24 protein-coding genes, 1 other RNA gene and 11 pseudogenes are annotated in these 25,995 nt (G+C 65.5%); 14 read left to right on the top strand and 22 right to left on the bottom strand.

Features of this window, described 5'->3' with window-relative positions; genetic code table 11:
- Nucleotides 1-5 precede the first annotated feature (5 nt).
- The gene (locus tag PIB19_RS01960) at nucleotides 6-305 is read left to right on the top strand and encodes a hypothetical protein (RefSeq protein ID WP_271239461.1); all 300 of its coding nucleotides are present in this window, start codon (nucleotides 6-8) and stop codon (nucleotides 303-305) included.
- A 436-nt stretch (nucleotides 306-741) separates the two neighbouring features.
- On the opposite strand, the gene PIB19_RS01955 is transcribed toward PIB19_RS01960, so the two are convergent.
- From PIB19_RS01955 to PIB19_RS01940, 4 genes are all read right to left on the bottom strand, one after another.
- A complete protein-coding gene (locus tag PIB19_RS01955) occupies nucleotides 742-2,487 on the bottom strand; it encodes a gamma-glutamyltransferase (protein WP_271239460.1) in 1,746 nt (581 codons plus the stop codon).
- A gap of 19 nt (nucleotides 2,488-2,506) precedes the next feature.
- Nucleotides 2,507-2,698, bottom strand: a complete 192-nt coding sequence (locus PIB19_RS01950) for a helix-turn-helix transcriptional regulator (protein WP_271239459.1) — start codon at nucleotides 2,696-2,698, stop codon at nucleotides 2,507-2,509.
- On the bottom strand, nucleotides 2,695-3,081 hold the full coding sequence (locus PIB19_RS01945; RefSeq protein WP_271239458.1) for a hypothetical protein: 387 nt from the start codon (nucleotides 3,079-3,081) through the stop codon (nucleotides 2,695-2,697). The genes PIB19_RS01950 and PIB19_RS01945 overlap by 4 nt, the downstream gene beginning before the upstream one ends.
- Nucleotides 3,082-3,341: 260 nt before the next feature.
- The gene (locus tag PIB19_RS01940) at nucleotides 3,342-4,226 is read right to left on the bottom strand and encodes a LysR family transcriptional regulator (protein WP_271239457.1); all 885 of its coding nucleotides are present in this window, start codon (nucleotides 4,224-4,226) and stop codon (nucleotides 3,342-3,344) included.
- A 144-nt stretch (nucleotides 4,227-4,370) separates the two neighbouring features.
- Between PIB19_RS01940 and PIB19_RS01935 the strand changes: the two genes are divergently transcribed.
- From PIB19_RS01935 to PIB19_RS01920, 3 genes and pseudogenes are all read left to right on the top strand, one after another.
- Nucleotides 4,371-5,033, top strand: coding sequence for a hydrolase (locus PIB19_RS01935; protein ID WP_271239456.1), 663 nt, complete (start codon nucleotides 4,371-4,373; stop codon nucleotides 5,031-5,033).
- A gap of 93 nt (nucleotides 5,034-5,126) precedes the next feature.
- Nucleotides 5,127-6,157: pseudogene (locus tag PIB19_RS23445) on the top strand (LLM class flavin-dependent oxidoreductase).
- Between the two features lie 74 nt (nucleotides 6,158-6,231).
- Nucleotides 6,232-6,534 carry a GNAT family N-acetyltransferase gene (locus tag PIB19_RS01920; RefSeq protein ID WP_271239454.1) on the top strand — a complete coding sequence of 101 codons (303 nt, stop codon included), beginning with the start codon at nucleotides 6,232-6,234 and terminating at the stop codon, nucleotides 6,532-6,534.
- A 154-nt stretch (nucleotides 6,535-6,688) separates the two neighbouring features.
- On the opposite strand, the gene PIB19_RS01915 is transcribed toward PIB19_RS01920, so the two are convergent.
- Nucleotides 6,689-6,967 carry a hypothetical protein gene (locus tag PIB19_RS01915; protein ID WP_271239453.1) on the bottom strand — a complete coding sequence of 93 codons (279 nt, stop codon included), beginning with the start codon at nucleotides 6,965-6,967 and terminating at the stop codon, nucleotides 6,689-6,691.
- 113 nt (nucleotides 6,968-7,080) lie between these two features.
- On the opposite strand from PIB19_RS01915, the gene PIB19_RS01910 reads away from it, so the two are divergent.
- Entirely contained in the window at nucleotides 7,081-7,482 is a 402-nt protein-coding gene (locus PIB19_RS01910) for a hypothetical protein (protein ID WP_271239452.1), read from the top strand.
- A 115-nt stretch (nucleotides 7,483-7,597) separates the two neighbouring features.
- On the opposite strand, the pseudogene PIB19_RS01905 reads toward PIB19_RS01910, so the two are convergent.
- The 3 genes and pseudogenes from PIB19_RS01905 to PIB19_RS01895 all read right to left on the bottom strand — a co-directional run bounded on the left by PIB19_RS01905 (nucleotide 7,598) and on the right by PIB19_RS01895 (nucleotide 8,948).
- Nucleotides 7,598-8,241 (bottom strand): annotated as a pseudogene (locus PIB19_RS01905) (histidine phosphotransferase family protein).
- 75 nt (nucleotides 8,242-8,316) lie between these two features.
- Nucleotides 8,317-8,463: a lmo0937 family membrane protein gene (locus tag PIB19_RS01900; protein ID WP_156022210.1), complete on the bottom strand. Its 147-nt coding sequence runs from the start codon at nucleotides 8,461-8,463 to the stop codon at nucleotides 8,317-8,319.
- A 92-nt stretch (nucleotides 8,464-8,555) separates the two neighbouring features.
- Nucleotides 8,556-8,948, bottom strand: coding sequence for a M67 family metallopeptidase (locus PIB19_RS01895; RefSeq protein WP_271239451.1), 393 nt, complete (start codon nucleotides 8,946-8,948; stop codon nucleotides 8,556-8,558).
- 51 nt (nucleotides 8,949-8,999) lie between these two features.
- Between PIB19_RS01895 and PIB19_RS01890 the strand changes: the two are divergent.
- The 3 genes and pseudogenes from PIB19_RS01890 (at nucleotide 9,000) to mtgA (ending at nucleotide 11,708) form a co-directional block, all read left to right on the top strand.
- Nucleotides 9,000-9,922 (top strand): annotated as a pseudogene (locus PIB19_RS01890) (RluA family pseudouridine synthase).
- A gap of 51 nt (nucleotides 9,923-9,973) precedes the next feature.
- Nucleotides 9,974-10,878 (top strand): annotated as a pseudogene (gene rpoH / locus PIB19_RS01885) (RNA polymerase sigma factor RpoH).
- Nucleotides 10,879-10,925: 47 nt separating this feature from the next.
- Entirely contained in the window at nucleotides 10,926-11,708 is a 783-nt protein-coding gene (gene mtgA, locus PIB19_RS01880; protein ID WP_271239450.1) for a monofunctional biosynthetic peptidoglycan transglycosylase, read from the top strand.
- Here mtgA and PIB19_RS01875 read toward each other — a convergent pair whose 3' ends face one another.
- The 9 genes and pseudogenes from PIB19_RS01875 to PIB19_RS01835 form a co-directional block, all read right to left on the bottom strand.
- The gene (locus PIB19_RS01875) at nucleotides 11,709-11,996 is read right to left on the bottom strand and encodes a hypothetical protein (protein ID WP_271239449.1); all 288 of its coding nucleotides are present in this window, start codon (nucleotides 11,994-11,996) and stop codon (nucleotides 11,709-11,711) included.
- Nucleotides 11,997-12,065: 69 nt separating this feature from the next.
- Nucleotides 12,066-12,390, bottom strand: a pseudogene (locus tag PIB19_RS01870) (YbaB/EbfC family nucleoid-associated protein).
- A complete protein-coding gene (locus tag PIB19_RS01865) occupies nucleotides 12,387-14,009 on the bottom strand; it encodes a DNA polymerase III subunit gamma/tau (RefSeq protein WP_271239448.1) in 1,623 nt (540 codons plus the stop codon). Before PIB19_RS01865 ends, PIB19_RS01870 begins: the two are co-directional and overlap by 4 nt.
- A gap of 42 nt (nucleotides 14,010-14,051) precedes the next feature.
- Nucleotides 14,052-14,149, bottom strand: an RNA gene (gene ffs, locus PIB19_RS01860) — signal recognition particle sRNA small type.
- Between the two features lie 68 nt (nucleotides 14,150-14,217).
- Complete coding sequence (locus PIB19_RS01855) at nucleotides 14,218-14,493, bottom strand: hypothetical protein (RefSeq protein WP_271239447.1); 276 nt, start codon at nucleotides 14,491-14,493, stop codon at nucleotides 14,218-14,220.
- Nucleotides 14,494-14,571: 78 nt separating this feature from the next.
- Nucleotides 14,572-14,997: a low affinity iron permease family protein gene (locus PIB19_RS01850; protein WP_271239446.1), complete on the bottom strand. Its 426-nt coding sequence runs from the start codon at nucleotides 14,995-14,997 to the stop codon at nucleotides 14,572-14,574.
- 54 nt (nucleotides 14,998-15,051) lie between these two features.
- A pseudogene (locus tag PIB19_RS01845) lies at nucleotides 15,052-15,383 on the bottom strand (2Fe-2S iron-sulfur cluster-binding protein).
- Nucleotides 15,380-16,469, bottom strand: a pseudogene (locus PIB19_RS01840) (cysteine desulfurase family protein). Before PIB19_RS01840 ends, PIB19_RS01845 begins: the two co-directional pseudogenes overlap by 4 nt.
- A pseudogene (locus PIB19_RS01835) lies at nucleotides 16,466-17,541 on the bottom strand (cysteine desulfurase family protein). Before PIB19_RS01835 ends, PIB19_RS01840 begins: the two co-directional pseudogenes overlap by 4 nt.
- 91 nt (nucleotides 17,542-17,632) lie before the next feature.
- Between PIB19_RS01835 and PIB19_RS01830 the strand changes: the two are divergent.
- A pseudogene (locus PIB19_RS01830) lies at nucleotides 17,633-18,288 on the top strand (alpha/beta hydrolase).
- A gap of 146 nt (nucleotides 18,289-18,434) precedes the next feature.
- Here PIB19_RS01830 and PIB19_RS01825 read toward each other — a convergent pair.
- The 4 genes and pseudogenes from PIB19_RS01825 to PIB19_RS01810 form a co-directional block, all read right to left on the bottom strand.
- Nucleotides 18,435-18,605 carry a hypothetical protein gene (locus PIB19_RS01825; protein ID WP_271239444.1) on the bottom strand — a complete coding sequence of 57 codons (171 nt, stop codon included), beginning with the start codon at nucleotides 18,603-18,605 and terminating at the stop codon, nucleotides 18,435-18,437.
- The gene (locus PIB19_RS01820; protein WP_271239443.1) at nucleotides 18,602-18,781 is read right to left on the bottom strand and encodes a hypothetical protein; all 180 of its coding nucleotides are present in this window, start codon (nucleotides 18,779-18,781) and stop codon (nucleotides 18,602-18,604) included. The genes PIB19_RS01825 and PIB19_RS01820 overlap by 4 nt, the downstream gene beginning before the upstream one ends.
- A complete protein-coding gene (locus tag PIB19_RS01815) occupies nucleotides 18,781-18,978 on the bottom strand; it encodes a hypothetical protein (protein WP_271239442.1) in 198 nt (65 codons plus the stop codon). Before PIB19_RS01815 ends, PIB19_RS01820 begins: the two co-directional genes overlap by 1 nt.
- Nucleotides 18,975-19,635 (bottom strand): annotated as a pseudogene (locus tag PIB19_RS01810) (threonine ammonia-lyase). Before PIB19_RS01810 ends, PIB19_RS01815 begins: the two are co-directional and overlap by 4 nt.
- Before the next feature lie 262 nt (nucleotides 19,636-19,897).
- On the opposite strand from PIB19_RS01810, the pseudogene PIB19_RS01805 reads away from it, so the two are divergent.
- The 5 genes and pseudogenes from PIB19_RS01805 to PIB19_RS01785 all read left to right on the top strand — a co-directional run bounded on the left by PIB19_RS01805 (nucleotide 19,898) and on the right by PIB19_RS01785 (nucleotide 25,577).
- Nucleotides 19,898-21,122, top strand: a pseudogene (locus PIB19_RS01805) (type III PLP-dependent enzyme).
- Nucleotides 21,123-21,226: 104 nt separating this feature from the next.
- Nucleotides 21,227-22,306, top strand: a complete 1,080-nt coding sequence (locus PIB19_RS01800; protein ID WP_271239441.1) for a 1,9-bis(guanidino)-5-aza-nonane synthase — start codon at nucleotides 21,227-21,229, stop codon at nucleotides 22,304-22,306.
- A gap of 123 nt (nucleotides 22,307-22,429) precedes the next feature.
- Nucleotides 22,430-24,079 (top strand): tetratricopeptide repeat protein, encoded by a 1,650-nt coding sequence (locus tag PIB19_RS01795; protein WP_271239440.1) that lies wholly within the window; start codon nucleotides 22,430-22,432, stop codon nucleotides 24,077-24,079.
- Between the two features lie 272 nt (nucleotides 24,080-24,351).
- A complete protein-coding gene (locus PIB19_RS01790) occupies nucleotides 24,352-25,089 on the top strand; it encodes an alpha/beta hydrolase (protein WP_271239439.1) in 738 nt (245 codons plus the stop codon).
- Nucleotides 25,090-25,148: 59 nt separating this feature from the next.
- Complete coding sequence (locus tag PIB19_RS01785; RefSeq protein WP_271239438.1) at nucleotides 25,149-25,577, top strand: MAPEG family protein; 429 nt, start codon at nucleotides 25,149-25,151, stop codon at nucleotides 25,575-25,577.
- Between the two features lie 19 nt (nucleotides 25,578-25,596).
- Here the strand turns inward: PIB19_RS01785 and PIB19_RS01780 are convergent, their stop codons facing one another.
- Entirely contained in the window at nucleotides 25,597-25,884 is a 288-nt protein-coding gene (locus PIB19_RS01780) for an antitoxin Xre/MbcA/ParS toxin-binding domain-containing protein (RefSeq protein ID WP_271239437.1), read from the bottom strand.
- Nucleotides 25,885-25,995 lie beyond the last annotated feature (111 nt).

Genomic DNA, 25,995 nt, shown 5'->3' with positions numbered 1-25,995 from the left:
GCGCTATGGATGAATCTTGGGATATTGTAGCAGAAATTACCATGTACTCTACGGACTTAGGAGGAAGACAAGGTCCGACACCAAAAGATAAATTCAACTGCATTATGCAAGCAAGCAACCATGCCTTCGATATAAGAATTAATCTCAATGATCATGGATCATTGATGCCGGGCGATAGGGCCAGAGTGCCGGTGCAATTTCTCTATCCCGATCTAGCTAAAGATTATTGCACCGTAGGCACGAAATTCGTGTTGAGGGAGATAGGAATCATCGGAGAAGGTGTCGTGGAACAGTCCCGATTGTAGGCTGATCCGATTGAGTACAACGAGCATCTAACTTTGTACGACCATGTTCTAAGTGATCGCTGGACCCATACGCATTACGGTGACATTACCATCACGGGGACAGTTTATTAAATAAACCGAAATTTGCTATCAAGGCGGAATGGCTCGTCTCCCCGCCTGATCCTGCCTGACTATCCTAGTCACGCAGCGCGGCAATCGGCGGCAGCAGACCTTCTTACTTTGTCCCTACTCGCTGACTGAGCATCGAGGAGTCGAGACATGGCTGTAAACCTCCACTCCTTGTAGGTAACTCGACCGCTACCTTGCGTCCCAGGGCGTTCTTGCTCCGGCGTCCTTGATTGATCCGTATCGCATGTCCGGAAAGGGCCGGAAGCGGTCCGGCAGCTTACAGGGCCGACGATTGGGTTGGCAGACATGAATGCACGAGAAGGCAATTCTACTCCGCCGCAGCGAAGGCGAGCACACCCGGAACCTCGGCGCTGCGCCGATCTCTGCCGATCACCACTACCGCTGCGGTACCGCGCAGAGTGAGCGTGCGCTGCACGTCGATTTCGCGGATGCGCAGCCCGCTTGCTCGAACGACGTCGAGCAGGGCAGGCGGATAGCGGCCGGCAGGGACATACTCCTCGCGGGCCAGCATCGGCGGGGTCTGGTCCTCGTAATTGAGCAGCAGCGGCGGCGCGCCCACGATATTGGTGAGGCTGTCCGAACCGCGCAACGCGGCTACCAGGCGGACGGTCTCGGGTACCACCGACGATCCGATCGTCGCGACCGCGAACAGCGGCTTGCCGCTTTCCAGGACGATGACCGGCGCCATATCGCTGGGGACGCGGGCACCGGGTGCCAGGTTGACGAGCGAGTGGCGATAGGTGCCGGCCGGAGCCGGGATCGGCACGCCGTCCACCACCATCCCCGAATCGCCCCAGATCGGCGTGTTGCTCGAATGGACGAGCGCTGCGATATTGCCCCAACGGTCCACCACCACGACCGACGCGCTGTGATGCCCTTCCGGCGCGGGATCGGCGCTGCCGCCGAGCATCGTCTCCATCGCGGCCGATGCGGCAACGCCATAGGCTTGGCCGACACGCGCCAGGCAATTGCCGCCAATGCCCGCGGCCTTTTCGAATGTGGCCGCTGCGGAGCCCCAATGGCTGAACATCGCCACGCGGAGCGCCAGCGCGGTGCTGCGGAAGGCGTCGGCGTCGCCTTTTCCACGGACATGACCGATCAGGTTGAGCGCCTCGAGCGCGGCGCAACCGCTGATGTTGTGCGCATCGGGTCCGGCGACGGTGGCGCCGTCATAAGCGAGGCGGAGCGGTTCGCCCCAGCGCGGAGCATAAGCGTGCAGGTCCGCCATCGTCGCGGCACCGCCAGCTCTGCGCACGGCTTCGACATAATGACGCGCCCATGCGCCGCGGTACATCTCCCGCGCGCCATTGGCGGCGACCGCGCGGTAGAGAGCCGCGAGTTCGGGCTGGCGATAGCGTGCGCCCAGCTTCGGGAGGTTCGTCCCGTCGGGCAGCGCGAAGCGGCGGCCCTCGGCGGTCTTGAGCAGCTGCGCGGTGCCCAATTGGAAGTAGGCCGTGAGCAATCCGCTGACCGGGACGCCATGATCGGCGTACCAGATTGCGGGTGCGAACAGCCGCTGCATCGGCAGTCGACCGAAACGGCGATGCATGGCCTCGATCCCGGCCATGAAGCCGGGCACCAGCGTCTTGCGGCCCTGCGCGCCCGCCGCGACGGTGGCCGCGCCGCCGGTGACGATGCTGAGGTCGGTGGCGGGGATCGTCGCCGGCGAACGCTCGCCGCGCCAGGTTCCCCATCCTGCGTCGAGGGCATGCACCTTCTTCGTGCGCGCCTCATAATAGACGAGCTGCAGCACGCCTGCCGGCGAGACATTGGCGCCGAGCATGGTCGTCGCCTGGGCGAGCGCGGTAGTGATCGCGGCGTCCGCGGCGGTCCCGCCTTCGCGCAGCACCCGAGCCCCCGCCTCCACTGCGATCGGCGAGGCAGTACCCGCGACCACCCCGCTCGCACTGCGGACTTCACGGATTGCGGTCGGGAAGATCGCCGCCTCCCGCGCTTCGATCGCGGCGCGATCGGGGTCGGGAGCCGCGGCGAAACCCGGAGTCACCAGCGCGAGCGCCACCATCAGCGCAACGAGGCGCTTTGCACGGACCATCATTCGTCTCCTTGAGCGTTCAGTCTTTGAAGAACAGCATCTCGATGGGCATTTCGAACAGTTCGGCGATATCGAAGGCGAGCGGCAGGCTCGGATCGTAGCGGCCATTCTCGATCGCGTTCACGGTCTGGCGCGACACCGCGAGCTTGGCGGCGAGATCGACCTGCGACCAGCCGCGTTCGGCGCGAAGTTCCTTGAGGCGGTTCCTCACCGGTAACGCAGCACTTGCGTCCAGATGCAGGCGATCCAGACCATCTGCGCGGCCGTGAAGATCGTCCACATCGGGAGCCGCGCCCATCCCACGACCTCGAGCAGACACCAGGTGATCATCAGGAACTGCAAGATGCCGAAGGCCCAGGCCACGGCGATCAGCTGGTTCTTGCGCATCATCTCGTCGCTGCTGCGGAACTGGGCGATAGTGAAGCGCAATATCCCGAAGGCGGGGATCAGCGGCAGCAGCATGATCGGCGTCCGCCAGTTGCCCAGTTGCGGATAGCCGATTGCAACATAGACCGCGGCGATCATCACCGCGACATAAGCGAACGTCCAGCTACCCTGAATCATCATCGCGCGGCGGACTTCGGGTCTAAGCATCACGGCGATACGCCCCTCATTATGGAAAGCTTCTTTTCCATACTCCGGCCGCAGCTCGATGACAAGCCTCTTTTACACAAGTTTCCTTTACATCCCAGTTTGTCGTCAACACCTGGCGATGAGCGAAAGCGGACGCTGATCGGTTGGCTGGACGAACGACTGCTACCAGGTTCCACCGGTGCTGCACTGATTGACCGATATTGGCGCGAAGCGCGCCACTGCGTGAGATCGCTTCCGGCGACACGCGATGGCGCCGTTCGTCAGGCTCCCTCGTGCGACATAGACCCAAAGCACTCGATCAGCATCTCGGTCAGCACTCGTATCTTGCGCGAGGGATGCTGTCCTGGCGGCCGGATGACGAAGATACCTGCTTCAGGCAGCGGATAGTGCGTCATGATCCGCACCAGCTCGCCGGCCCTCACATGGGCCTCGATGACCCCGTCGGGAAGGCAGGCAATACCCACTCCCGCCACTGCGGCGGAAACCAGGGCAGTGCCGTTATCGGCCCTGAAGCGGCCCTGCGGGCGGATGGTGATCCTCTTGTCGCCATCCATGAAATTCCAACTCTCGTTCACTTGCGTGAGAGCCTCATGCGCGAGGATCGCGCCCGGCGTCTCCGGCGCCCCATGCGCGCGGATATAGCTCGGGCTCGCAACGACGCTTCCGCGAATGGGTCCGACGCGGCGGGCGAGCAGGTTGGAGTCCGGAAGAAATCCAACCCGTATCGCGCAGTCATACCCTTCCGAGATGAGATCGACGAAGCGATCGGCGTAACAGGTGTAGATTTCAAGCCTGGGATGGCGCCGCCCCATGTCTGCGATCACCGGCGCCAGATGGGTCGGGCCGAAGGTGAGCGGCGCCGCGATCCGAAGCCGGCCGCGAAGTTCGCCGGCAGGCAGGATCACCTCCTTCGCGTTGTCGATCTCGGCACAGACCCGTGCGGCATAGTCCCGGAAAGTGGTCCCGGCCTCCGTGAGCGCAGCGCCCCGTGTCGTTCGTGCGAGCAGTTGGACGCCGAGGTCTGCCTCGAGCCGGGCGAGCCGCCGGCTGACGATCGATTTCGACACGCCCAGACGGCGCGCGGCAGGCGAAACACCCCCGGCATCGGCAACCTCCACGAAGGTTCGCAGCTCTTCGATGTCCATTCGGCGTTCCCCGATGCGCGACACAGTGTGTCTCGAAGGCGCACTACCGTGTCAAAAGCGGGAATGGCAATGCTCTGCCCGGGCAACGCGCCTCCCCGGGGTTTGTCAGCGAACCCTCCCTTTCAAACGGCACAGAGGATTATCATGAGCTTTCGCAACGGCCTCGACTCGCTTCTTCGTCCCGAGGACTCGGTCCTCGTCCTGATCGATCATCAGGCCTTCCAGCTCGCGGGACTGGGAAGTCATGATCCTCAGACGGTGGTCAACAACACGACCGCGTTGACGAAGCTGGCGAAAGCTTTCGATGTTCCGACCATTCTCACCAGCGTGCTCGCAGCTCGTGGTGGCCTTCTTTTCAAGCAGATCACTGACGTCTTCCCGGACCAGGAAGTGATCGACAGGACCTGGGTGAACACCTGGGAGGACAAGAAGGTGGTGGACCTGGTCAAGGCGACCGGCCGCAAGCAACTGATCATCGCAGGGCTGTGGACCGAAGTCTGCGTCGCGATGCCCGCGATCCAGGCGGCTGGTGAAGGCTGGGACGTCACCGTGATCACCGACGCATCCGGCGGAGTTACGAAGGAGTCTCACGAGGTCGCCATCCAGCGCATGATCGCGGCCGGCGTGAACATGATGACATGGATGGCTCTTGCGGGCGAATGGCAGCGGGACTGGGCGCGCACCGAGCACGTCGAAGCGGTGACTGAAATCCTGATTTCGCACCTCGGCGGCAGCGGTATCGCATTCCTGTGGGAGCAACAGCTCCTCAACACGCCCGTGGAGACGCTGGAGCGTTCCGGCCTCTGATCCGGACAGGATGAGGGCGGTTCCGCGCGCCGCGTCGCCGAACAGCGACGCGGCGCCGGTGCCTTGCCAGCCGAAACGTCTGAAGGACTTCTCATGGAAATCGGCATCGACAGTTTCGCCGCCATCCTCCCCGACCCCGCAACGGGCGCACTGCCCGCCGCGACCGATCGGATGGCCGAGCTCCTTGACGAGATCGAGGTCGCGGATCGTGTCGGGCTCGACGTGTTCGGCGTCGGCGAGCACCACCGCGCCGAGTTCCTCGATTCCGCTCCGGTCATCATCCTGGCCGCCGCGGCCGCCCGCACTTCGCAGATCCGCCTGACGAGCGCCGTGACGGTCCTGAGCGCGGCCGATCCGGTGCGCGTCTTCCAGCAGTTCGCGACGCTCGACCTGATCTCTAGGGGCCGAGCCGAACTGGTCGTCGGTCGGGGATCGTTCGGGGAGGCCTTCCCGCTTTTCGGCCTCGACACCCGTGCCTATGACGACCTCTTCGCCGAGAATCTCGACCTGTTCCTGAAGCTGGGCGAGGCCACCAACATCACCTGGAAAGGCCGCTTTCGTCCGGCGCTCGACGGACAGGGCGTCTATCCGCGTCCGCACCAGCCGCGCCTACCAGTCTGGCTGGGAGTCGGCGGCACGCCGCAGTCCTTCGTGCGCGCCGGCACGCTTGGACTTCCCTGATGGTAGCGATCATCGGCGGGACGTTCGAGCGCTTTCGTCCGCTCGTCGACCTTTACCGCGAGGCCGGGGCCCGCGCCGGTCACGATCCCGAAACCCTCAAGGTCGGCGTGCACGCGGTCGGTTTCGTCGGGGATACCGACGACGAGGCGCGCAATGCCTATTTCCCCGGCTGGCAGCATCTGTTCGCCAGGGTCGGGCGGGAACGCGGCTGGGCGCCCCCGACGCGCGAGCAGTTCGACTCCATGGCCGACCCGGAAGGCGCGTATCTGATCGGCGATCCCGAGACGGTCGCCGCCAAGATGCTCCTGGCCAGCGAGACGTTCGGCGGCGTGTCCCGGATCACGCTCCAGATGACCAGCGCCTCGATCGAGACGGCGGCGATGAAGCGGTCGATCGAACTTCTGGGCCTCGAAGTCGCGCCGATCATTCGCGCGGCGACCTGATCTTCATTCAGACCATAAGGAATCGACTCATGTCGAGTGAGGCAATCCGCAATCCAAACACGGATCGACACGGCGTGAGCAAGGTGCGCGACAATCCGGCCGAACATCGTTTCGAACTGGCGATCGATGGCAGCCACGAAATCGCCGCGGTCTATTACGGCATCGGGAAGGATCATTTCATTCTCACCCATACCATCGTTCCGGAACGATTCTCCGGGCAAGGGATCGGCTCAGCGCTTGCGCGGGGCGTGTTTGACGGGTTGCGCGCGAGCGGCCGCAAGGCCGTTCTGCGTTGCCCGTTCATGGCGGCCTATTATGCCCGCCATCCCGAATATGCCGATATCGTCGATATTTCGAACGCTTCCGAGACAGCATGATCGAGATGGTCATCGAGCAGCGCCGCCGCAGTCTGGGCGGCAGCTTCCAAGCCTGCCGATCACGCTTGAGAAACTATCTTGAACTCTCATTCGGCGAGCGTCCCGCTTGACGCCTTTCAGCTGTGATCGGCAGGCACATAGGGACGGCCGCGGGCTATCGGCCTTCGGGCGTTACGACCTGCAGCGCGCCAAACGTCTCGTACAGCAGCTCAGCGATCGGACGCTTGCCATTCTCCCGGCTCAGGGCGTCGAATGAGAGGCGCATCGCGCCGATAGCGAGCATCGCGATGAGCCTCAGGCCGGTTTCCCGCTCGGGCTCGGGCCACCGTTCACGCAGCGCTGAGAACAGCGTTCTTTCATGTTGAATATAGCTCGCCTGCTTTCGTGCCTGGACCGCTTCGCTGGAGCGCATCACGCGGTCGATCGCGAGCATATCGTCGACGGGGATTGGTGCGCAAACCGCCACGACGGCGTCGCGGATCGCTTCCTGCCCGGAACGGGGCGATCGACTTCGATGACCTGAACGCGACCAGAAACTACCAACCGATGCCGGTCTATAGCCAATCGAAACTCGCCTGCCTGATGTTCGCCTTCGAGTTGCAGCGGCGCAGCGAGGCTGCCGATTGGGGTATCGCGAGCATCGCAGCGCATCCGGGTATTTCCCGCACCGATCTCCAGCACAGTGCGCCCGGCCGCTGGAGCCCCATAGGCGTCGCGCGTTCCGTCCTCTGGTTCCTGTTCCAGCCCGCGGCGCAGGGCGTGCTCCCCACACTTTTCGCCGCAACCTCGTCCCAGGCCGAACCCGGCGGCTATTACGGCCCAGACCGGCTGAGCGAGACGCGCGGATATCCGGTGTTGGCGAAAACGCCGGCACAGACCCTGGACCGGGTCGCAGCCGAGCGCCTGTGGCAGGTCTCCGAGGCGCTCACTGGCACGCGTTTCAGCTAATCACTCGACGCGATCATAGCCGTACTGCTTACCGCGATGGGGCATGAAGTCTTGTAGCGGCCGACGAACCGGGGCTAGCGCTCCGGTAGCGGTCGCTTCCCAATAAACATGCCGGTCACGCCACCCGGAAATTCGCCCCGAACAGCAGCACTTCGGAATCCGGCGGGCTCACCTGCAATGTCCCCTCGCCCTGCGTCACCAGCGCGTGCGCCAAAACGCCGCCGCCGCGCGCGGCGTGACCGGCATGTCCTCCTGCCCTCCGGCAAGCGCGCTGCGCAGCTCGGAATCGAGCACGATCCGTGGGCCATCGGCGCGCACGACGATCTCGATCGATCCGTCGACGATCTCGGCGCCGATGTCGAGCTGGCCGCCGCGGATCAATGCGTCTCCGCCGATCAGGGCTAGGTTGAGCAGCACCTTGATCGCCTGCTTGGGCAATACCGGGTCCTCGACCATCCAGCCGACATTGACGCGGTGGTTCTCGCCGAACAGCCCCTCGATCGCCGCCTGCGCCTCGCGCGTGTCTACGGTCTCGCCGAAGCCGCCCGCCGCGCCGAAGGCGAGACGGAAGAATTTCAGCTTGTTGGCCGATGCCTTCGCACTCTCGCTCAGCAGCTCGAGGCAGCGCGCGCGCATCTCCGGATCATGCTCGTCGGCGAGCAGTTCGAGCCCGTTGTTGAGCGCGCCAACCGGACTGAGCAAATCGTGGCAAAGCCTTGAACACAAAAGGCTCGCGAAATCGGTCGGGCTGATGTTCAAGGAAGTGGCTCCGGTTACCCCAGCGCCTCTTTGGCGCAGCCGCGTTGCCGCTGCAAGCTGCGCCCGTGCACCGCGCTAGACGACGCGGCGCCCCGAGAAGAGCTGGATCAGCCCGACGACGAGCGCGACGACCAGCAGGATGTGGATCAGCCCGGCGCCGATATGAAGCGTAAAGCCCAATAGCCAGAGCACGAGCAGAATGACGACGATGGTCCAGAGCATCCGGGAAGTCCTTTTTGTTATGATGAGCAAACGTGGCACGGGAGTGAAACGTTCCACGATGCGCCGCCTTGGCTGGAGCCTTCAGGCGTGGATCAGCTCCACCGGCGTGAAGCGGCCGTGCAGCGGGCCCCGATCCCCTGCCCGCCATAGCGTCTCGCCCCCTGCGCCACGATAAGCCATAGCTTGCCGTCGGGTTGCGCCATCGCCGCGTCGGTGACCGAAGGAGTCGCGTCCCCGCTCGGATGCGAGTGCCAGTAACCGACTATTTTCGGCCCGCCCGCGCGCTCGGCGCGGAGTGCTGCGAACAATGCTCCAGGCTCGATCTCGAAGCGCCGCTCGGGCTCTTCCGCAACATTCTCAACGGCTTGCCAGTCGGTGATCCGATCCGGTGCGCCGAACAGCAATCCGCACGCCTCGCGCGGGGCGGCATCCGCGAAAATGCGTTGAATACCGATCAGTACAGATCTTGAAACATGCGCCCTCATCCCCATTTACACCTATAGAATGGATCGGGGGTTACTACACTCGAAGCGCGGATTTCGGATGCCGCGAACGGCTGGCGGCTCGACCGTGCACTTGCCGATGCCGTGCCCGCGCTTTCGCGCGAGCGCCTGAAGGTGCTGATCTCGAGCGGTGCGGTGACCGGCCCAGACGGTCTCGCCCGCGACCCCTCGAAAAAGGCGCCCGGCGGTGCGCTGTTCAGCATCGCAGTGCCGGATCCGACTCCGGCGCATAACGAGGCGCAGGATATCGCGCTCGACGTGGTGTTCGAGGACGAGCATCTGATCGTGATCGACAAGCCCGCGGGGCTGGTGGTCCATCCTGCCGCGGGCAATCTCGACGGCACTCTGGTCAATGCCCTGCTCCACCATTGCGCGGGGCAGCTTTCGGGGATCGGCGGAGTCGCGCGGCCGGGGATCGTCCACCGGATCGACAAGGACACGTCGGGCCTGATGGTCGCCGCCAAGAGCGATCGCGCACATATCGGACTCGCCGCGCAGTTCAAGGCACACTCCATCGACAGGCGCTATCGGGCAATCGTTGCGGGAAAAGTGTCAACTTCGGCGGGTACAATTTGCACTTTCCTAGGGCGATCGTCCACGAATCGGAAGAAAATGGCAGTCGTCCGCGAAGGTTCAGGAAAGCACGCGATCACGCATTGGTGTCAACTTCGGGAACAACTTCGCGAAGCAACCCTGGTTGAATGCCGGCTCGAAACCGGGCGGACGCATCAGGTCCGCGTGCACATGGCTTCGATCGGTCATCCGCTGTTGGGCGATCCGGTCTATGGGAGCACGCGCCCGATCCATCGTGCACTTCTGGCAACCTTGAATTTCCGGCGGCAGGCCTTGCATGCGGCGCATCTCGGGTTCATTCACCCCTGACAAGCCACGCTTTGGCGTTTGATAGCGAAATGCCTGCGGACATGCAGGAACTGTTCAATAAGCTCATCGTATGATTTTCGTGGCGCAACCCGTGTGGTGCTGCGTCCAGTGAAGGGAGATTGATCATGGCAAATGGCAGCAACGTCCCGGCGACGATTCCTGCACTCGGCGGAGAGGCGAGCCTCAACCGCTATCTGTCCGAGATCAAGAAGTTTCCCATCCTGGCGCCCGAGCAGGAATATATGCTCGCCAAGCGCTTCCAGGAGCATGGCGACCCCGATGCGGCCGCGCAGCTCGTCACGTCGCACCTGCGACTCGTGGCCAAGATCGCCATGGGCTATCGCGGCTATGGCCTGCCCGTCTCCGAACTGATCTCGGAGGGCAATATCGGCCTGATGCAGGGCGTGAAGAAGTTCGAGCCCGATCGGGGCTTCCGCCTGGCGACCTACGCCATGTGGTGGATCCGCGCCTCGATCCAGGAATTCATCCTGCGCAGCTGGTCGCTCGTGAAGATGGGCACCACTGCGGCGCAGAAGAAATTGTTCTTCAACCTGCGCCGGATGAAGGCCAAGCTCGACGCGTTCGAGGATGGCGACCTTTCCCCGAGCATCTCGCCAAGATCGCCACCGATCTCGGCGTGACCGAGGAAGAGGTCACCTCGATGAACCGCCGCATGGCGATGGGCGGAGATACCTCGCTCAACGTGCCGATGCGCGAGGATGGCGAGAGCCAGTGGCAGGATTGGCTACAGGATGATGGCCCGCTCCAGGACGAGGCCGTCGCCGAAGCGCAGGAGGCCGATGTCCGCCACGAAATGCTCGTGGACGCGATGGAAGATCTCAACGAGCGCGAGAAGCACATCCTCACCGAGCGTCGCCTGACCGACGATCCGAAGACCCTCGAGGAACTCAGCCAAGTCTATGGCGTCTCGCGCGAGCGCGTCCGCCAGATCGAGGTCCGCGCCTTCGAAAAGCTCCAGAAGGCGATGATGCGCCTTGCGGGCGAGAAGCGGCTGCTCGCGGCCTATTGACGACGAAGCGGTTGCGTTGAGCGACCAGCGCCGCCAATCGTGCCGGAATGAGTGACGAACGGCACGATGATCTGGCGCGTACACCGGCGCCGCAGGTAACGACGCGCATCGACGCGCCGGAGCCCGCGCCGCCGCGCCCGCGCAGGTCGCTCAAGCGCCGCATCCTCGGCTGGATCGCCAAGGCGGTGCTGATCTTCTTCCTCGGCTCGCTGCTCTGGGTCGCGGCTTTGCGCTTCATCAACCCGCCGATCACCTTCACGATGATCGGCGACGTGGTCTCCGGACACGGCGTCAGCAAAAGCTGGATGCGCCTCGACCGCATCGATCCCAGCATGGCCCGCGCCGCGATCGCCGCCGAGGATTCGCGATTCTGCCAGCATAACGGCTTCGACTACAAAGCGATCGCCGCGGCGGCCGCGCGCAACGCCATCGGCAAGAAGCACATCCGCGGCGGCTCGACGATCAGCCAGCAGACCGCCAAGAACGTCTTCCTGTGGCAGGGCGGCGGCTATTTCCGCAAAGGCCTCGAGGCGTATTTCACGCTGCTCATCGAGAATATCTGGGGCAAGCGCCGGATCATGGAGGTCTATCTCAACGTCGCCGAGACGGGGATCGGCACCTATGGCGTCAATGCCGGCGCGATGCGCTATTTCAAGCACGACGCCTCGCAATTGAGCGACCGCGAGGCCGCGCTGATCGCCGCCGTCCTGCCGCTACCCAAGAAACGCGCCGCGATCGACCCGAGGGGCTTCACGCGGCGCTATGGCAATTCGATCAATCGCCGGATCGGCGTCGTGACGGGAGACGGGCTCGACTCTTGCCTGCGCTGACTATTCGATCTTCTTGGCAGCATCCTTCGCAGCACCGCCCACGTCCTTCGCCGCACCGCCGACATCCTTTGCGGCCTGGGTGATGGCGTCAGTCTTCACATTCTCGCGATTGTTCTGATTGATCAGGTACAGCGCGCCGACCACGACGAGGATCAGCACCGCCAACCCGATCAGCAGCCCGGCTCCGCTGCCGCGGCGCTCGACCACCACCGTGCTGGGACCGGAATCGGTCTCGGTGACGCGCTCGGCGGTCACGCCGTCGGTTCGTTCGACAATTCGGTCGGCCATGACAACTCACTCCTCCGTTACGTTCGCACGAACCGAGGGGCTGGGCCGATTGTTCCGCTTCGGCCTCGTTTAGAAGGGCAGCTTGAAGCCCGGCGGCAGGGGCAAACCGCTGCTCATCTTGGACATTTCGGCCGCCGATGCCGCGTCGGCCTTGGCACGTGCGTCGTTGAAGGCCGCGGCGACCAGATCCTCGAGCATGCCCTTTTCGGACGGCGCCAGCAGCGATTCTGTCGATATCGACTCCGATGATCCGGCCCTTGGCGCTCGCCTTGACCTTGACCAGCCCGCCGCCCGACGCACCCTCGACTTCGATCGTGTCGAGCGTCGCCTGCGCCTTGGTCAGTTCGTTCTGGACGTTCTGCGCCATCGCCATGATGTCTTCGAGGCTCTTCATGCCTGGTTACTCCGTACATTGTTCCAGCCGATCAGCTCGGCTTCGGGAAAGGCTTGCATCGCTGCGGCGACCACAGGCGACGCCAGCACCGCCGCGCGCTCGGCAGCCTCGCCCGCCGCCTGCTCCTCGCGCAGCGTCGGCGCCGCAGCTTCCTCAACGCACTTCAGGCGCCAATTGACCCCTGTCGCCTCGCGAAGGGCCGCTCCCAATTCGCGAACGAAGTCGTGCGGCAGCTCGCGCGCCGCGCCGAACTCGAATTCGGATCCCTCGAACCGCACCGGCCGCAGATAGTCGCGCACCTGTTGCGCGAGCTGGAAGCGCTTGCCCATCTCCAGATGCGCGGCCAGCTCGGCTATGCTCGAAGGCATTGCGGGCTCGGCAGGCTTCGTCGATGCCGCTGCAGGCGTCGGCGCGCTGACGCTGCCGTTCGCCAGCTGCCGCGCGAGATCCCCCGGATCAGGCAGTTGCGAGGCGTGGATCACGCGCAGCAGCGCCATCTCGCACGCTTCGATCGGCAGTGCCGCCTTCGCGACTTCGTCATGCCCGCGCAGCAGCAATTGCCAGAGCCGGTGCAGCGCCGGGAAGGAGAGACCTGCCGCCCAGTCCCGCAGCGCCTTCAACTCCTCGGCAGATTGCCCAGTGGTTGCCGCGGTGCCGAGCTTGGCGAGGGTTACGCCGTGGACGGTTTCGAGCAAGGTGCGCAGCACTGCCTGCGGATCGACGCCGAGATCATATTGCTCGCGCAGCGCCGCCAGCGCGCCGATAGCGTCGCCCGCGAGCAGCAGCCCGAACAGCGAGCGGATCGCGCCCCTATCCGAAAGGCCCAGCATAGCGCTGACAGCCTCGGCACGCACCCCGCCGCCTTCGAGACCGGCATGGGCGATCGCCTGATCGAGGATCGACAGCCCGTCGCGCGCCGACCCCTCCGCCGCGCGCGCGATCAATGCCATCGCCTCGGGCTCGACCTCGACACCCTCAGCCGCCGAGACGCGCGCGAAATGCTCCGCCAGTTTCTCCGCCGGAATCCGCCGCAGGTCGAAGCGCTGGCAGCGCGACAGCACCGTTACCGGCACCTTGTTCACCTCGGTCGTGGCGAACAGGAACTTCACATGCGCCGGCGGCTCCTCGAGCGTCTTGAGCAGGCCGTTGAACGCGGCCTTGGAGAGCATATGGACTTCGTCGATGATGTAGATCTTGTAGCGCGCCGAGACCGCCGAATAACGCGACGCCTCGATGATCTCGCGGATATCGTCGATGCCGGTATGGCTGGCGGCGTCCATTTCGATCACGTCGATATGGCGTCCCTCTGCGATTGCGCGGCACGGCTCGCACACGCCGCACGGATCGATCGTCGGCCCGCCCTGCCCGTCGGGCCCGATGCAGTTCAATGCCTTGGCGATCAGCCGCGCGGTCGAGGTCTTGCCGACCCCGCGGACGCCGGTGAGCAGGAAAGCGTGCGCCAGCCGGTCGCGCCGAATCGCATTGCCGAGCGTGGTGACCATCGCATCCTGCCCGATCAGCTCGGAAAAGGTCTGCGGGCGGTATTTGCGCGCGAGGACGCGATACGCCTCCTGCTTGGGCTGGGGCGGTTCGTCGAGGCCGAGAAAGGAATCAGACATTGCGCGCCAGACTAGCGGGCCGAGGGCTCTGCGTCTTCAAGGAATGGTGGGAGCCGGGACGACCCGACACGAAATCGTTACGGCTGCTTCCTTCCGGATCTGACCGGGTTGGCGACGGCATCGTCCGCCCGACTCCCGCGGCGCATATGGGCAAAGTCCGCGGCTTAGGCAAGTGCGGGAGCGCGCATACGCGCCCCCGCGCTTTTGCTCAGCGCCAATAGCGTATCTTGCGGCAGATGCGGACGCGGTGGCCGTTGCGCCATTTGCGCGTGCAGCTCGTCCGCCAGGCAGCGCGGCGATGCCGGTTGGTGGTGCGGCGTTCGTATCGGCGTTCGCGCTCCCAGCGGCCGCTCTGCGCGGCGGGCGCGCTGGCGGCAAAGCTGGCGACCGATATGACGCCGGGTGCGGCGACGGTAGCGGCGGATGCGGCCGGGACCGCCAGAACCGCCGCGGCGGCGGCTGCGATTAGGGTGAGGATTTTCATATGGCTCTCTCCTGACCTCGGGGCGAAAACCCCAAGGCCGTTACAATCCCGAAACGGCGGCGTTGTTCCGCGCGTTGCTCAAGTCTCAGGGCCATTCGGGTCGGTGGTGACGACAGGCTTGCCGCGACGTTTCGCGAGGACCTCCCCGGCCTTGTCGCCGGTGATGCGCAGCGCCTCGAGTTCGGATTCGCTCGCGGTCTCGATCCCCATCACTTCGTCGCGCGCGCCCTTCATCGCGTGGATCAGCTCGTCGATCTTGAGGTGCAGCGCCGCCTCGTGCCGTTTCTGCTGATTGAGGACCATCTGGGTGAGCGTGATCGCCAGCACCGACAGCACCAGCGTGAGCACCGCCGTCGCCTTGTCGCCGAGCGGCAACAGGAACCAGGCGAGGCAGAAGAGCACCAGCACGATCTGCGCCATCGGATGCCCCGCGACGTTCGCGCCGGCGTCCGAGATACGGCAGCCGATCACATAAAGGGCCTGGCTGATCGTCCGCTTCGACACGGCGCTGAAACTACCCGGCGCGCGCGCCGTTCCGAAAATCGCAACGTGGATCAGTCAGCGCCCCTGCATGTCGCGGTGCTCGGGGGCATCCGCACGGTCAGCCCGTCGAGCTCGGGCGAAAGCACGATCTGGCAGGCGAGCCGGCTGGTCCGCGCCGCGCCGATCGCGAGGTCGAGCATGTCCTCCTCCTCCTCGCTCGCGCGCGGCAGCCGGGCGAAATCCTCGGGCGCGACGATGACGTGGCAGGTCGAGCACGACATCTGTCCTTCGCAGGTGCCCTCCAGCGGCTGTCCGTCATTCTGCGCCACTTCGAGCAGGATCGCGCCCGCTTCGGCCTCGACGTCTCGGCTGTTGCCCTCGGTACTGACGAACCGCACCCGGATCATGCCGCAACCTTCTGGGATCGCGACGCGGCGATGATCCGGTCGAGCGCCGTCAGCAGCTCTTCTTCGGTCGTATAGCGACCGAAGCCCAGCCGGATGCTCGATCGCGCCTCGGCATCGCCAAGCCCGATGGCGCGCAGGACGTGGCTCGGCCGTCCCGACCCGCTGGCGCAGGCCGAACCGGCCGAAAAGGCGATGTCGCGCAGATCGGACATCAGCCGCGCGACGTCGAGCCCCTTGCGGCGGATGTTGAGATTTCCGTGATAGCGCTCGTCGCGCGAGCCGTTGAGGACCCAATCGCCATCGAGATGCGCCAGCGCCGCGCGGAAAAGTTGTTCGGCATGGGCATGGTCCGCCCCGAAACGCTGCTTCGCGAGCCGCGCCGCCGCGCCGAAACCGGCGCACAGAGCGGGCGAGAGTGTGCCCGATCGCCCCGCCGGCTCCTGCCCGCCGCCGTGCAGCAGCGGATCGAGCGTCACGCCGTCGCGGATCCACAGCGCTCCCACCCCTTCGGCCCATGAATCTTGTGCGCCGACACGGCGACGAGGTCGCAGCCTTCGGGGATCAGCACGCGGCCATAGCCTTGCACCGCGTCGCACAAGAGCAGCGCGCCGGCCGCCTTTGCCAGTTCGGCCAATTGCTCGACCGGCTGGATCGTCCCGATCTCGTTGTTGACCAGCATCGCCGCGACCAGCCCTGTCCCCGGCCGGATCGCCGCACGCGCCGCGGCGAGATCGACCAGCCCGTCGCTGCCGAGCGACAGCACAGTGACGTCGCGTCCCTTGCGCGCCTCGGCCTCGACCGTGTCGAGCACTGCGGCATGTTCGGTCGCCAGCGTGACGATCGCGCCCGTCGTGCCCTTGATCGCCCAATTGAGCGCCTCGGTCGCACCGCTGGTGAAGCTCACCATCCCCCCGCGGGCATCAGCGCGGCGACATCGTCGCGCGCCGCCTCCACTGCTGCCTTTGCAGCCCGGCCGGGCGCGTGGGCGGAGTGGGGATTGGCGTGCTGGCTCTCGAGCCAGGGGAGCATTGCGGCGAGCGCTTCGGGTGCGAGCGGCGTCGTCGCCTGATAATCGAGATAGATCATGCCGCGCGCGCCCGTGCCTCGTCGGCGGTCCTGCGCCAGAGTGCCGCGAACGCATCGACCTCGGCCTCGGTCGTGCCTCGCCCGAAGCTCACCCGCACGACTTCGCGCAAGGCCGGTTCGCTCCAGCCCATCGCCGAGAGTACATGGCTCGGCCGCATGCTCCCCGAAGAACAGGCGCTTCCGGCCGAGACCGAGATTCCGCCCAGGTCGAACCGGATGAGCTGTGCCGCGGAGGACACTCCCGGCATGCGATATGCGCCGATCATCGGGCTGCGCGGGCTCGCCTCGCCCACGACTGCACCGCCCGCGTCGCGGATCGCCTGCTCCAGCCCGGCACGAAGGCCCGCCATCCGTGCCAGATCCTCGGCCTCGCTCACGGCCGCGGCATAGCCCAGCGCGCCGGGCAGATTCTCGGTCCCCGCGCGATATCCCTTTTCCTGTCCGCCCATCGGCAGCAGCGTCCCGAAGTCGCGCACCAGCAGCGCGCCGATCCCCGGCGGCCCGCCGCGCTTGTGCGCCGAGACCGCGACCAGATCGGCATGGCGGAGCACCGCCTCGTCCGCATGCGCCGGCATCTGCGCCGCATCGACGAGCAGGATGCCGCCCGCCGCATGCACCATTTCGGCGATCGCCGCGATCGGCTGGCGCACCCCGGTCTCGCTGTTCGCCCATTGCACGCAGAGCAACGTCCGCCCGCGTCCCGCCAGCGCTCCCTGCAGCGCCTCTAAATCGAGGATGCCGTTCGCATCCACCGGCAATACCTTTGCGCCTTCGGAGTGGCGCAGCACCGAATCATGCTCCACCGCGGTGATCAGCCGGTGCTCGGCCATGGATCGCGTCAGCGCCATGTGCAGCGATTCGCTCGCTCCGGAGGTCAGCACGAGTTCGTGCGCCCAGCCATAAGCCGCGGCGATCTTCATTCGTGCCGCCTCCAGCGCCGCCCGTGCCGCACGCCCCTCGGCATGCGGCGACGAGGGTTGGCCCAGCGCGCCATGCCCTCGATCACCGCCGCCGTGGCGGCTTCGGTCATCGGTGTCGTTGCGGCATGGTCCAGATAGATACGGTCGGCCAAGTTGGTTCCAATTGCGTGAAGGGCGGCGCTGCCTATATAGCGCGCAACTCCCCGCGCTCCACTGCGCGCACCCAATTCAAGGCAGGCCACATTGCCCGAAGTCATTTTCCCCGGTCCCGAAGGCCGTCTCGAAGGCCGTTTCGCCCCGCTCCGCGTCCGCGCGCGCCCGTGGCGATGATCCTCCATCCGCACCCCAATGCGGGCGGCACGATGAACAACCGCATCGTCCAGGAGCTCTACAAGACCTTCCAGCGCCGCGGCTTCGCGACCCTGCGCTTCAATTTCCGCGGCGTCGGCAAGAGCCAGGGCACGTTCGACAACGGCATCGGTGAGCTCTCGGATGCCGCCAGCGCACTCGACTGGGTGCAGAGCTTCCACCCCGAAGCCTCGACCACCTGGATCGCCGGCGTCAGCTTCGGCGCGTGGATCGGCATGCAGCTGCTGATGCGCCGCCCGGAGATCCGCGGCTTCATCTCGGTCGCCCCGCCGGCAAACATGTATGATTTCAGCTTCCTCGCGCCCTGCCCTTCCTCGGGCATCATCATCCAGGGCGAAGGCGACGAAGTCGCGACTCCGGCCGCGACCCAGAAGCTGGTCGACAAATTGCGCACGCAGAAGCACATCACCATCCATCACGACACGATCCCGCAAGCGAACCATTTCTTCCAGGACGAGATGGAGCAATTGATGGGCTCGGTGGACCGCTATCTCGACATGCGGCTCGACCCCAACTCGCCGATTCGGTGAAACTAACTCCTTCTCCCCTTGTGGGAGAAGGAAGGGGCCCGCTCGCGAAGCGAGTGGGAAGGATGAGGGGAGTGAGGCCCGGCGTCCCCCTCACCCTTCCGCCGACTGCGTCGCCTCCCTCCCTCTCCCACAAGGGGAGAGGGAATTCACAGCGACCAGATCAGCAGATTCCCCAGCAGCACGAGCGCGCAGATCACCATCAGCACGCCCTTCTGCCGGTCGCCGCCACGCCACGTCCGCACGCCGCCCCAGACCAGTGCGAACATCGCCACCACGGCGATGCTCAGCAGCAGCGGATTGAGTTGCGGATCCATCATCGCACGATCGCCCAAACCAGTGCGGCGATGAGCAACCCCGCGCTTACGAATCCCGCAATCACCCTCGGTTCGCCGCGATAGATCAGCCGCAGGAAATACCAGAGGAACCAGCCGAGCCCGCGCGCGCCGACGCTCATCACATTGGCGAGAACCGCGCCGAACGGAGTTTCCTTCATCAGTTTTCCGATCCCAGCACCGCCGCATAGGCGTCCGGATCGGCATTGCCGCCCGAAAGCATCACCAGCAATCCCGGCTTCGCATCGACCTTGCCGGCCAGCAGGGCCGCCAGCGCCGCCGATCCGCCGGGTTCGAGCACCAGCCGCAGCTTCGCCGCCGACCAGCGCTGTGCGTGCCGGATCTCGGCCTCGCTCACCGCGACCTGGTCGCGCCCCGCCGGCTGAGCACGTCGAAGGTGAGCGGCGAGACTTGCTTCGTCTGCAGCGCATCGCACGCAGTGGGCGGCGGATCGTCGCCCACCGGCTCGATCCATCCCGCTTCGAGGCTGCGGCGCATATCGTCCCAGCCCTCCGGCTCGGCCACGATGATCTCCGCATCGGGGAGTGCCAGCGCCAGTCCGGCGGCGAAACCGCCACCGCCGCACGGCACCACCACGTTCGAAGGATCGGGCAGCTTCATCTCGATCATCTGGGTCATCGCCTCGATCCCGGCACTCCCTGCCCCTCGATGATCCAGGGGTCGTCGAAGCTCGGGACGAGGACTGCGCCGCGCGCATGCGCCAGATGCGCGGCGATCTTCTCGCGGCTCTCGGTGTCGCGGTCGTACTTCACGACCTCCGCGCCCATCGCCAGCGTCGCGTCGAGCTTCACCTTGGGCGCATCGGCCGGCATCACGATCACCGCCGGGATGCCCAGCCGCTTCGCCGCCCAGGCGACTCCTGCGCATGATTCCCCGACGAAAAGGCGACGACGCCCCGTTCGCGTGCCTCGGCGTCCAACGCGGTCAGCCGATGCCATGCCCCGCGGATCTTGAACGCACCGACCGGCTGCAGCGATTCCGCCTTGAAGCACACCAGATGCCCGCGAATTTCCGCTGTAAACAGAGGGGTTTGCGGCAGGATTGCCGCAATTTTCGCTGCAGCGTCACGAACCCCCGCCCGGGTAGGCTGTCGCACAATCGTCACAGTTTAACCCCGCCGTACATTTCCGGATACCGAATCACTTTACATGGGGGACCTCGTCCCTAAATGCCGCCTTCCGCTGCCCCATGGGACTTCCAACCGCAAGGCAGCTTTTCGTCAATGTTTGCCGCGAGGCATTTGGAGGTCCCTTGAATTGCACAAGCATCTTAGCGCGCTGGGGCTAGCGTCGGCCCAATCGACCGCACTTCGCGGTATCGACATCGCCAGCCAGCGCCCGGTTCAGCCGGTAACGCTGACTCGTCCGCACGCCGCATCGCGTGCCGCCCGCTTCTTCGTCGAGAAGTTCCCGGGCCGCTCGATGTATGCCGTGAAGGCAAACCCGTCTCCGGATCTGCTGCAGATCCTGTGGGATAGCGGTGTCACGCATTACGATGTCGCCTCGATTGTCGAGGTGCGTCTCGTCGCATCGACGCTGCCCGATGCGACGCTCTGCTTCATGCACCCGGTCAAGGCCGAGGAAGCGATCGCAGAGGCGTATTTTACGCACGGCGTCCGTGTCTTCAGCCTGGATTCGCTCGAAGAGCTCGACAAGATCGTCGCCGCCACCAAGGGCGCCGAGGACCTGACGCTCTGCGTGCGGCTGCGCGTCTCGTCGGACCATTCGAAGCTCAGCCTCGCCTCCAAGTTCGGCGCGGGCCCCGGCAGATCGAAGGAATTGCTGATGGCCGCCCGTCAGGTCGCCGATGCTCTTGGCATCTGCTTCCATGTCGGCAGCCAGGCGATGTCGCCCGAAGCCTATGCCAATGCGATGGAGCGCGTCCGCGCCGCGATCGTCGAGGCTGCCGTCACCGTCGACGTGATCGATGTCGGCGGCGGGTTCCCCTCGTCGTACCCCGGCATGGAGCCGCCGCCGCTCGAGCGTTATTTCGCGACGATCCACCGCGCGTTCGAGATCGCTGCCAGTCAGCTATTCGTCGGAGCTGTGGTGCGAGCCCGGCCGCGCGCTCTGCGCGGAATACAGCTCGCTGATCGTCCGCGTCGAGCGTCGCCGTGGTGCCGAACTCTACATCAACGACGGCGCCTATGGCGCGCTGTTCGATGCCGCGCATGTCGGCTGGCGCTTCCCGGTCAGCCTCCTTCGCGAGCCGGATTCGAACGCCAAGGATATGGAGTTCAGCTTTTACGGCCCGACCTGCGACGATCTCGATCACATGGCAGGCCCGTTCCTGCTCCCAGCCGACATCCGTGCCGGCGACTATATCGAGATCGGCATGCTCGGCGCCTATGGTTCGGCAATGCGCACCGCGTTCAACGGCTTCGGATCGGACCAGACGGTGATCGTCGACGACGAGCCGATGGTGTCGCTCTACACCGAGGTTGAAGAACCCGCCGTGGCGAACAACGTCGTCAAGCTGTAACGGCTGACCAATAGCGAATCGGAAGGCGGGGTGCTGCGCGCTCCGCCTCCTCACGGGTTTCCGCGTCCCCTTTGAATGACGACGGCCATGAAGATGGGAATCCCATGACCGACACCCTCACCAAGACCGCTGCGGCCAATCCGCCGATCAACGACACCCGCAAGGCGGAATTGCTGTCGAAGCAGGTCAAGCATATCGACATCACCAAGTTCGACGCGCGCCCGATCGTCGATGCGATGGCCGATATGAGCTTCACCAGCCGCGATCTCGGCCGCGCGACCAACATCTACAACCAGATGCTGGCCGACAAGGATTGCACGATCTTCCTCGTCATCGCCGGATCGACCTCGGCGGGCGGCTGCATGGACCTCTATGCCGAGCTGGTGCGCAACAACATGGTCGACGGCATCGTCGCCACCGGCGCGACCATCGTCGACATGGATTTCTTCGAGGGCCTCGGCCACAAGCATTATCAGGCGCTCGAGATCCCCGACGACGACACGCTGCGCTCGCTCTACATCGACCGCATCTACGACACGTACATCGACGAAACCGATCTTCAGAACGTCGATCACACGATCTTCGAGATCGCCGAGAGCCTCGAGCCCAAGGCCTATTCGAGCCGCGCGTTCATCCGCGAGATGGGCAAGTATCTCGTCGAGCACGGCAAGAAGGAGAACAGCCTCGTCAAGCTCGCTTACGAGCATGACGTGCCGATCTTTTGCCCGGCCTTCGTCGACAGCTCGGCCGGCTTCGGCCTCGTCAAGCACCAGGTCGACGCGGCCAAGGAAGGCCGCCCGTATCTGATGATCGACGCGGTCGCGGATTTCCGCGAGCTGACCGACATCAAGATCGCGGCGGGCACCACCGGCCTGCTGATGATCGGCGGCGGCGTGCCGAAGAACTTCATCCAGGATACCGTCGTCTGTGCCGAGATCCTCGGCCACGAGGACGTTGCCGTCCACAAATATGCGGTCCAGATCACCGTCGCCGACGTCCGCGACGGCGCCTGCTCGTCCTCGACGCTGCAGGAGGCGGCATCGTGGGGCAAGGTCAATACCGGCATCGAGCAGATGGTCTTCGCCGAAGCGGGCAGCGTGATGCCGCTCCTCGCCTCGGACGCGTACCACCGCGGCCACTGGAAGGACCGCGCCAAGCGTGGTTGGGCGAAGCTCTTCGCCTGAGGCGATGGACAAAAGAAGCGGCCGGGGAGCGATCCCCGGCCGTTTTGCCATGTGGCGCGTTCTATTCCGTCCCCGACGGGTCCATGATAGCCCTTCCGCAGAACAAGTGCCGGGAGAGTGCCTATGATCCGGAACTGGGCGATGTTGATCGGCAGCGCCTTGCTCGCCGCGGGGCAAAGCCATGCGCAGACTGCGCCTTCCCCGCCGGCGCAATCCGAAGAGCCCGGCGATCAGGACCAGCTCAAGGTGACCGGCCAGCGCATGCCTACCGCCGAGGCGCCGCGCTCTTCGACTTGCGAGGTCCTCGCGCGCGATCCGTTCCTGCGCGCATCCGGAATGGCCAACCGCGCCTATTTGCCGACGCGACTTACTCGAAGCCCCGACTACAGCGCGCCGCCTTCGGTGCCTCCCGGCTCGCCGTTGCCGGACCTTGCCAAATCGCGCTTCGGCATGCGCGACGTCGCGGGCGGCGATGTGGCGACCAGCTTCGGCCCCAGCGCCCTCGACGATACCGCTGCGGACGGAGGCACCGCCGCATCGCTCGACCAGAACAGCCTCGTCTCCGCAATCGCGGCGTGCCGCGGCGCCTATGCACGTGGCGTCGGCGACACCAGTGCGAGCGGCGGCAACACCGGGTTCATCGCGGCGAACAGCGGCGATTCGGAAAAGGGCGCGCCGATGGCCAGCCCCGAATGGCGCGTTGGGGCGGCGAACGCCCGCTATCTCCAGGCACGCTCGTTCATCGCCAGCCGTGACCAGACGCTGCCGATGGGCTTCGCGCTTTTCGATCAGGGCCGCTACGGCGAAGCGCTCGACTGGTTCCGCAAGGCCGCCAACAAGCTCCAGATGCGCGAGGGCGGTGACGAAGCCGCTCTGTTCGTCGGCAAGATCACTCTCCAGGGTCTGGGCGACAAATCGGATCCGGTCGAAGGCGTCAAATGGCTCAAGAAGGTGGCGACAGCCCCGTTCAACCCGCAGAACGAAACGCCGATGTTCGATCCGCGCCAGCCCGATCGCAACACCGCGGTCGGCGAAGCCGCGGTGATCCTCGCCAATGTCTACAGCGCCGGCTTCGGCGCCGTCGGGAAAGACCCGGCCGAGGCCCGCAAATGGTATGATCGCGCCGGCGATGTCGGCCATATCCCCGCGATGAAGCGGCTCGGCGACATCTATTTCGAAGGCGTGGACACGCCGCGCGACGTGGCCAGGGCGGTCGGCTATTACAAACGAGCCGCGAAGCTCGATCACCCCGGCGCGCAGGTCGCGCTCGCCGACATCCTGTGGGAGGGCGAGGACGGCGTGCCGCAGGACCGCAAGGCCGCGCTCGGCTGGTATCAGGCTGCGGCGCGCAACGGCCATGCCGGCGCGCTGTATGCGCTGGCCCGCGCTTATGATCTCGGCGAAGAGGTCAAGGCCGATCCCGAACTGGCAATGGGCTTCTACAAGACCGCCGCGCTGGGCGGAAACGCCGCCGCCAAGGTCGCGATGGGCACCTATTTCTACGAGGGTAAGCTGGTGCCCCGAGATCTCGCCATCGCACGCAAATGGTTCGAGGCCGGCGCCGCGGGCGACGATGCCGATGGGATGTTCAATCTCGCCGCGATGCTCGCCAAGGGCGAAGGCGGCGGCAAGGACGTGAGCAAGGCGCTCGCTTTGCTCCGCCGCGCCGCGCTCCAGGGCCACAAGACCGCCCCCGCGCCATCGCCGCGCTCCAGAAAAAGGCGAACTAGCCGTTCGCCGCAACTGTCTTGCCCACTGACACCGACGCGCTAGGTTTGCCGAAAACAGGGAGGATGCCGCATGCCGATTGACCGCCGCACGCTGATCGGGGTGCCGCCGCGCTTACGCTGGCCCCCGCCGCCGCCCGCGCGCAGAGCGCACCGACTCCCTATGTCCTTGGCACCGGCACCGCCGCTTGGCCCCCGCGCGAGCATTTCAAGCTCTGGCCCGGCACCCCTCCGGGCGCGCCCAATCCACTCCCGGCCAACGACTTCACCGTCAACGGCAGCTTCAAGGAGCTCTGGCTGCGCGGCGTCTCCGAACCGATGGTCGGCGTCTATCGCCCGGCCAGACCCGACGGCCGGGCGGTCCTCTCGATCCCGGGCGGCGGCTACAACTTCGTCTCGATCGAGAATGAAGGCGTCGACGTCGCCAAGGCACTCACGCCGCACGGCATCACCGTATTCGTCCTCGCCTATCGCCTTCCCGGCGAAGGCTGGACCAACCGCGCCGACGTGCCCCTGCAGGACGCCCAGCGCGCGATGCGGCTGATCCGCGCCAATGCGGCCAGATATGGCGTGGATCCGGCGAAGCTCGGCATTTGCGGCTTCTCCGCCGGCGGTCATCTCGGCGCCTCGCTCGCGGTCGGGCATGCCGATCCCGTCTATGCGCCCATCGACGCCATGGACGGGCAGAGCGCCCGTCCCTCCTTTGCCGGGCTCGTCTATCCGGTCGTGTCGTTCAGCACCGCTGGCCTCAACAGCCGCTCGTCCGGAATGCTGCTCGGCGACAGCAAGGATCCCGCGCTGCTCGCCCGCTATGAAACCAGCGATCGGATCACCTCCGCGACACCTCCGATCTTCCTCGTCCACGCCGTCGACGACGGCACCGTGCCGGTAGCGCAGAGCCTGGTGACGATCGAGAAATGCCGCGCCGCGAACGTGCCGGTCGAGGCGCATATCTTCGAGAAGGGCGGCCACGGCTTTGGCGCGCTGCACTTGCCGGCCGATTTCCCCGGCCGGTTATGGCCCGAGCTTTTCGCGCGCTGGACGGCGAAGCACTAGGTTCGTTGCATTCCCGAACCGGTTGCGGCAGCCTCGCCGGACAATCGGAGGGGACCCGAATGCACAGCCAGATTCTCGCGCCCGTCGTGGCGCTCGTCGCCTGGTCGCTCGTCATGCTCGTCTGGATGATGGCGATCCGCCTGCCCGCGCTCAAAAAGGCCGGGATCGACATGTCGAAGGCGCGCGGCGGCCGCCCCGGCATTCTCGACGGCATGGTCGACGAGCGCGTGCAATGGCCCGCGCACAATTACATCCACCTGATGGAACAGCCGACTTTGTTCTACGCGATCTGCCTCGCGCTGGCGCTGCTCGGCAGCGGCGACGGCATCAATGCGTGGATCGCCTGGACCTATGTCGGCTTGCGCATCGTCCACAGCCTCGTCCAGGCGACCTACAACAAGGTGGCGGTGCGCTTCGGCCTGTTCGTGCTGTCGACGTTCGCGCTGGTCGCGCTGACGCTCCACGCGGGAATCGCGCTGCTGCACTAGATTCCCGCGCCGGCGGGTGTCAGGCCGCGGCTTTGGCGGCGATCGCGCGTTCGACGGCCTCGCAACCTTCGACGCTGGCGACTGCGAGGTCCAGCGGGCGCCCGCCCAGCATTTCGTCATGGTTGTTCAGGAACGCCATCGCTTCGTCGCGCCCGCCCAGCAGGCGCCACGCCAGCGTGGTTACGCGGCCCTGCCGTTCGGCGCTGTCGGCAGGCATGCGCGCGCTGGAAAATTTCTTGCGGAACGGCGTGGTCTTGCGTTCGGCGACCGGGGCGCCCTCCGGACTGGTAGCTGGCTCGTCACTCATCGGCGATTTCCTCTCGGATTATGAAGCGGCGCGAGGGGCCTTTGGCCTGCTTGCCAGCGATTGAACTTATATGGGGAGCCATGGCCGTCGGCGAAAGCCCGGTCTCTGCGT

Source organism: Sphingomonas sp. 7/4-4, assembly GCF_027941955.1.
Taxonomy (GTDB): Bacteria; Pseudomonadota; Alphaproteobacteria; order Sphingomonadales; family Sphingomonadaceae; genus Sphingomonas.
Note: the sequence above shows the minus strand (reverse complement) of the source record. Positions and strands in the feature narration are given on the sequence as shown.

What these genes read in the sequence shown, in the direction of transcription:
- PIB19_RS01895 (WP_271239451.1), bottom strand. Translation starts at nt 8,948, where the DNA reads ATGAGGGCGCATGTTTCAAGATCTGTACTGATCGGTATTCAACGCATT.
- PIB19_RS01855 (WP_271239447.1), bottom strand. Translation starts at nt 14,493, where the DNA reads ATGAAAATCCTCACCCTAATCGCAGCCGCCGCCGCGGCGGTTCTGGCG.
- PIB19_RS01800 (WP_271239441.1), top strand. Translation starts at nt 21,227, where the DNA reads ATGACCGACACCCTCACCAAGACCGCTGCGGCCAATCCGCCGATCAAC.
- PIB19_RS01900 (WP_156022210.1), bottom strand. Translation starts at nt 8,463, where the DNA reads ATGCTCTGGACCATCGTCGTCATTCTGCTCGTGCTCTGGCTATTGGGC.
- PIB19_RS01875 (WP_271239449.1), bottom strand. Translation starts at nt 11,996, where the DNA reads ATGGCCGACCGAATTGTCGAACGAACCGACGGCGTGACCGCCGAGCGC.
- mtgA (WP_271239450.1), top strand. Translation starts at nt 10,926, where the DNA reads ATGAGTGACGAACGGCACGATGATCTGGCGCGTACACCGGCGCCGCAG.
- PIB19_RS01780 (WP_271239437.1), bottom strand. Translation starts at nt 25,884, where the DNA reads ATGAGTGACGAGCCAGCTACCAGTCCGGAGGGCGCCCCGGTCGCCGAA.
- PIB19_RS01825 (WP_271239444.1), bottom strand. Translation starts at nt 18,605, where the DNA reads ATGATGGATCCGCAACTCAATCCGCTGCTGCTGAGCATCGCCGTGGTG.
- PIB19_RS01910 (WP_271239452.1), top strand. Translation starts at nt 7,081, where the DNA reads ATGCCGGTCTATAGCCAATCGAAACTCGCCTGCCTGATGTTCGCCTTC.
- PIB19_RS01915 (WP_271239453.1), bottom strand. Translation starts at nt 6,967, where the DNA reads ATGCTCGCGATCGACCGCGTGATGCGCTCCAGCGAAGCGGTCCAGGCA.
- PIB19_RS01790 (WP_271239439.1), top strand. Translation starts at nt 24,352, where the DNA reads ATGGTCGGCGTCTATCGCCCGGCCAGACCCGACGGCCGGGCGGTCCTC.
- PIB19_RS01795 (WP_271239440.1), top strand. Translation starts at nt 22,430, where the DNA reads ATGATCCGGAACTGGGCGATGTTGATCGGCAGCGCCTTGCTCGCCGCG.
- PIB19_RS01940 (WP_271239457.1), bottom strand. Translation starts at nt 4,226, where the DNA reads ATGGACATCGAAGAGCTGCGAACCTTCGTGGAGGTTGCCGATGCCGGG.
- PIB19_RS01955 (WP_271239460.1), bottom strand. Translation starts at nt 2,487, where the DNA reads ATGGTCCGTGCAAAGCGCCTCGTTGCGCTGATGGTGGCGCTCGCGCTG.
- PIB19_RS01945 (WP_271239458.1), bottom strand. Translation starts at nt 3,081, where the DNA reads ATGCTTAGACCCGAAGTCCGCCGCGCGATGATGATTCAGGGTAGCTGG.
- PIB19_RS01935 (WP_271239456.1), top strand. Translation starts at nt 4,371, where the DNA reads ATGAGCTTTCGCAACGGCCTCGACTCGCTTCTTCGTCCCGAGGACTCG.
- PIB19_RS01865 (WP_271239448.1), bottom strand. Translation starts at nt 14,009, where the DNA reads ATGTCTGATTCCTTTCTCGGCCTCGACGAACCGCCCCAGCCCAAGCAG.
- PIB19_RS01820 (WP_271239443.1), bottom strand. Translation starts at nt 18,781, where the DNA reads ATGAAGGAAACTCCGTTCGGCGCGGTTCTCGCCAATGTGATGAGCGTC.
- PIB19_RS01785 (WP_271239438.1), top strand. Translation starts at nt 25,149, where the DNA reads ATGCACAGCCAGATTCTCGCGCCCGTCGTGGCGCTCGTCGCCTGGTCG.
- PIB19_RS01960 (WP_271239461.1), top strand. Translation starts at nt 6, where the DNA reads ATGGATGAATCTTGGGATATTGTAGCAGAAATTACCATGTACTCTACG.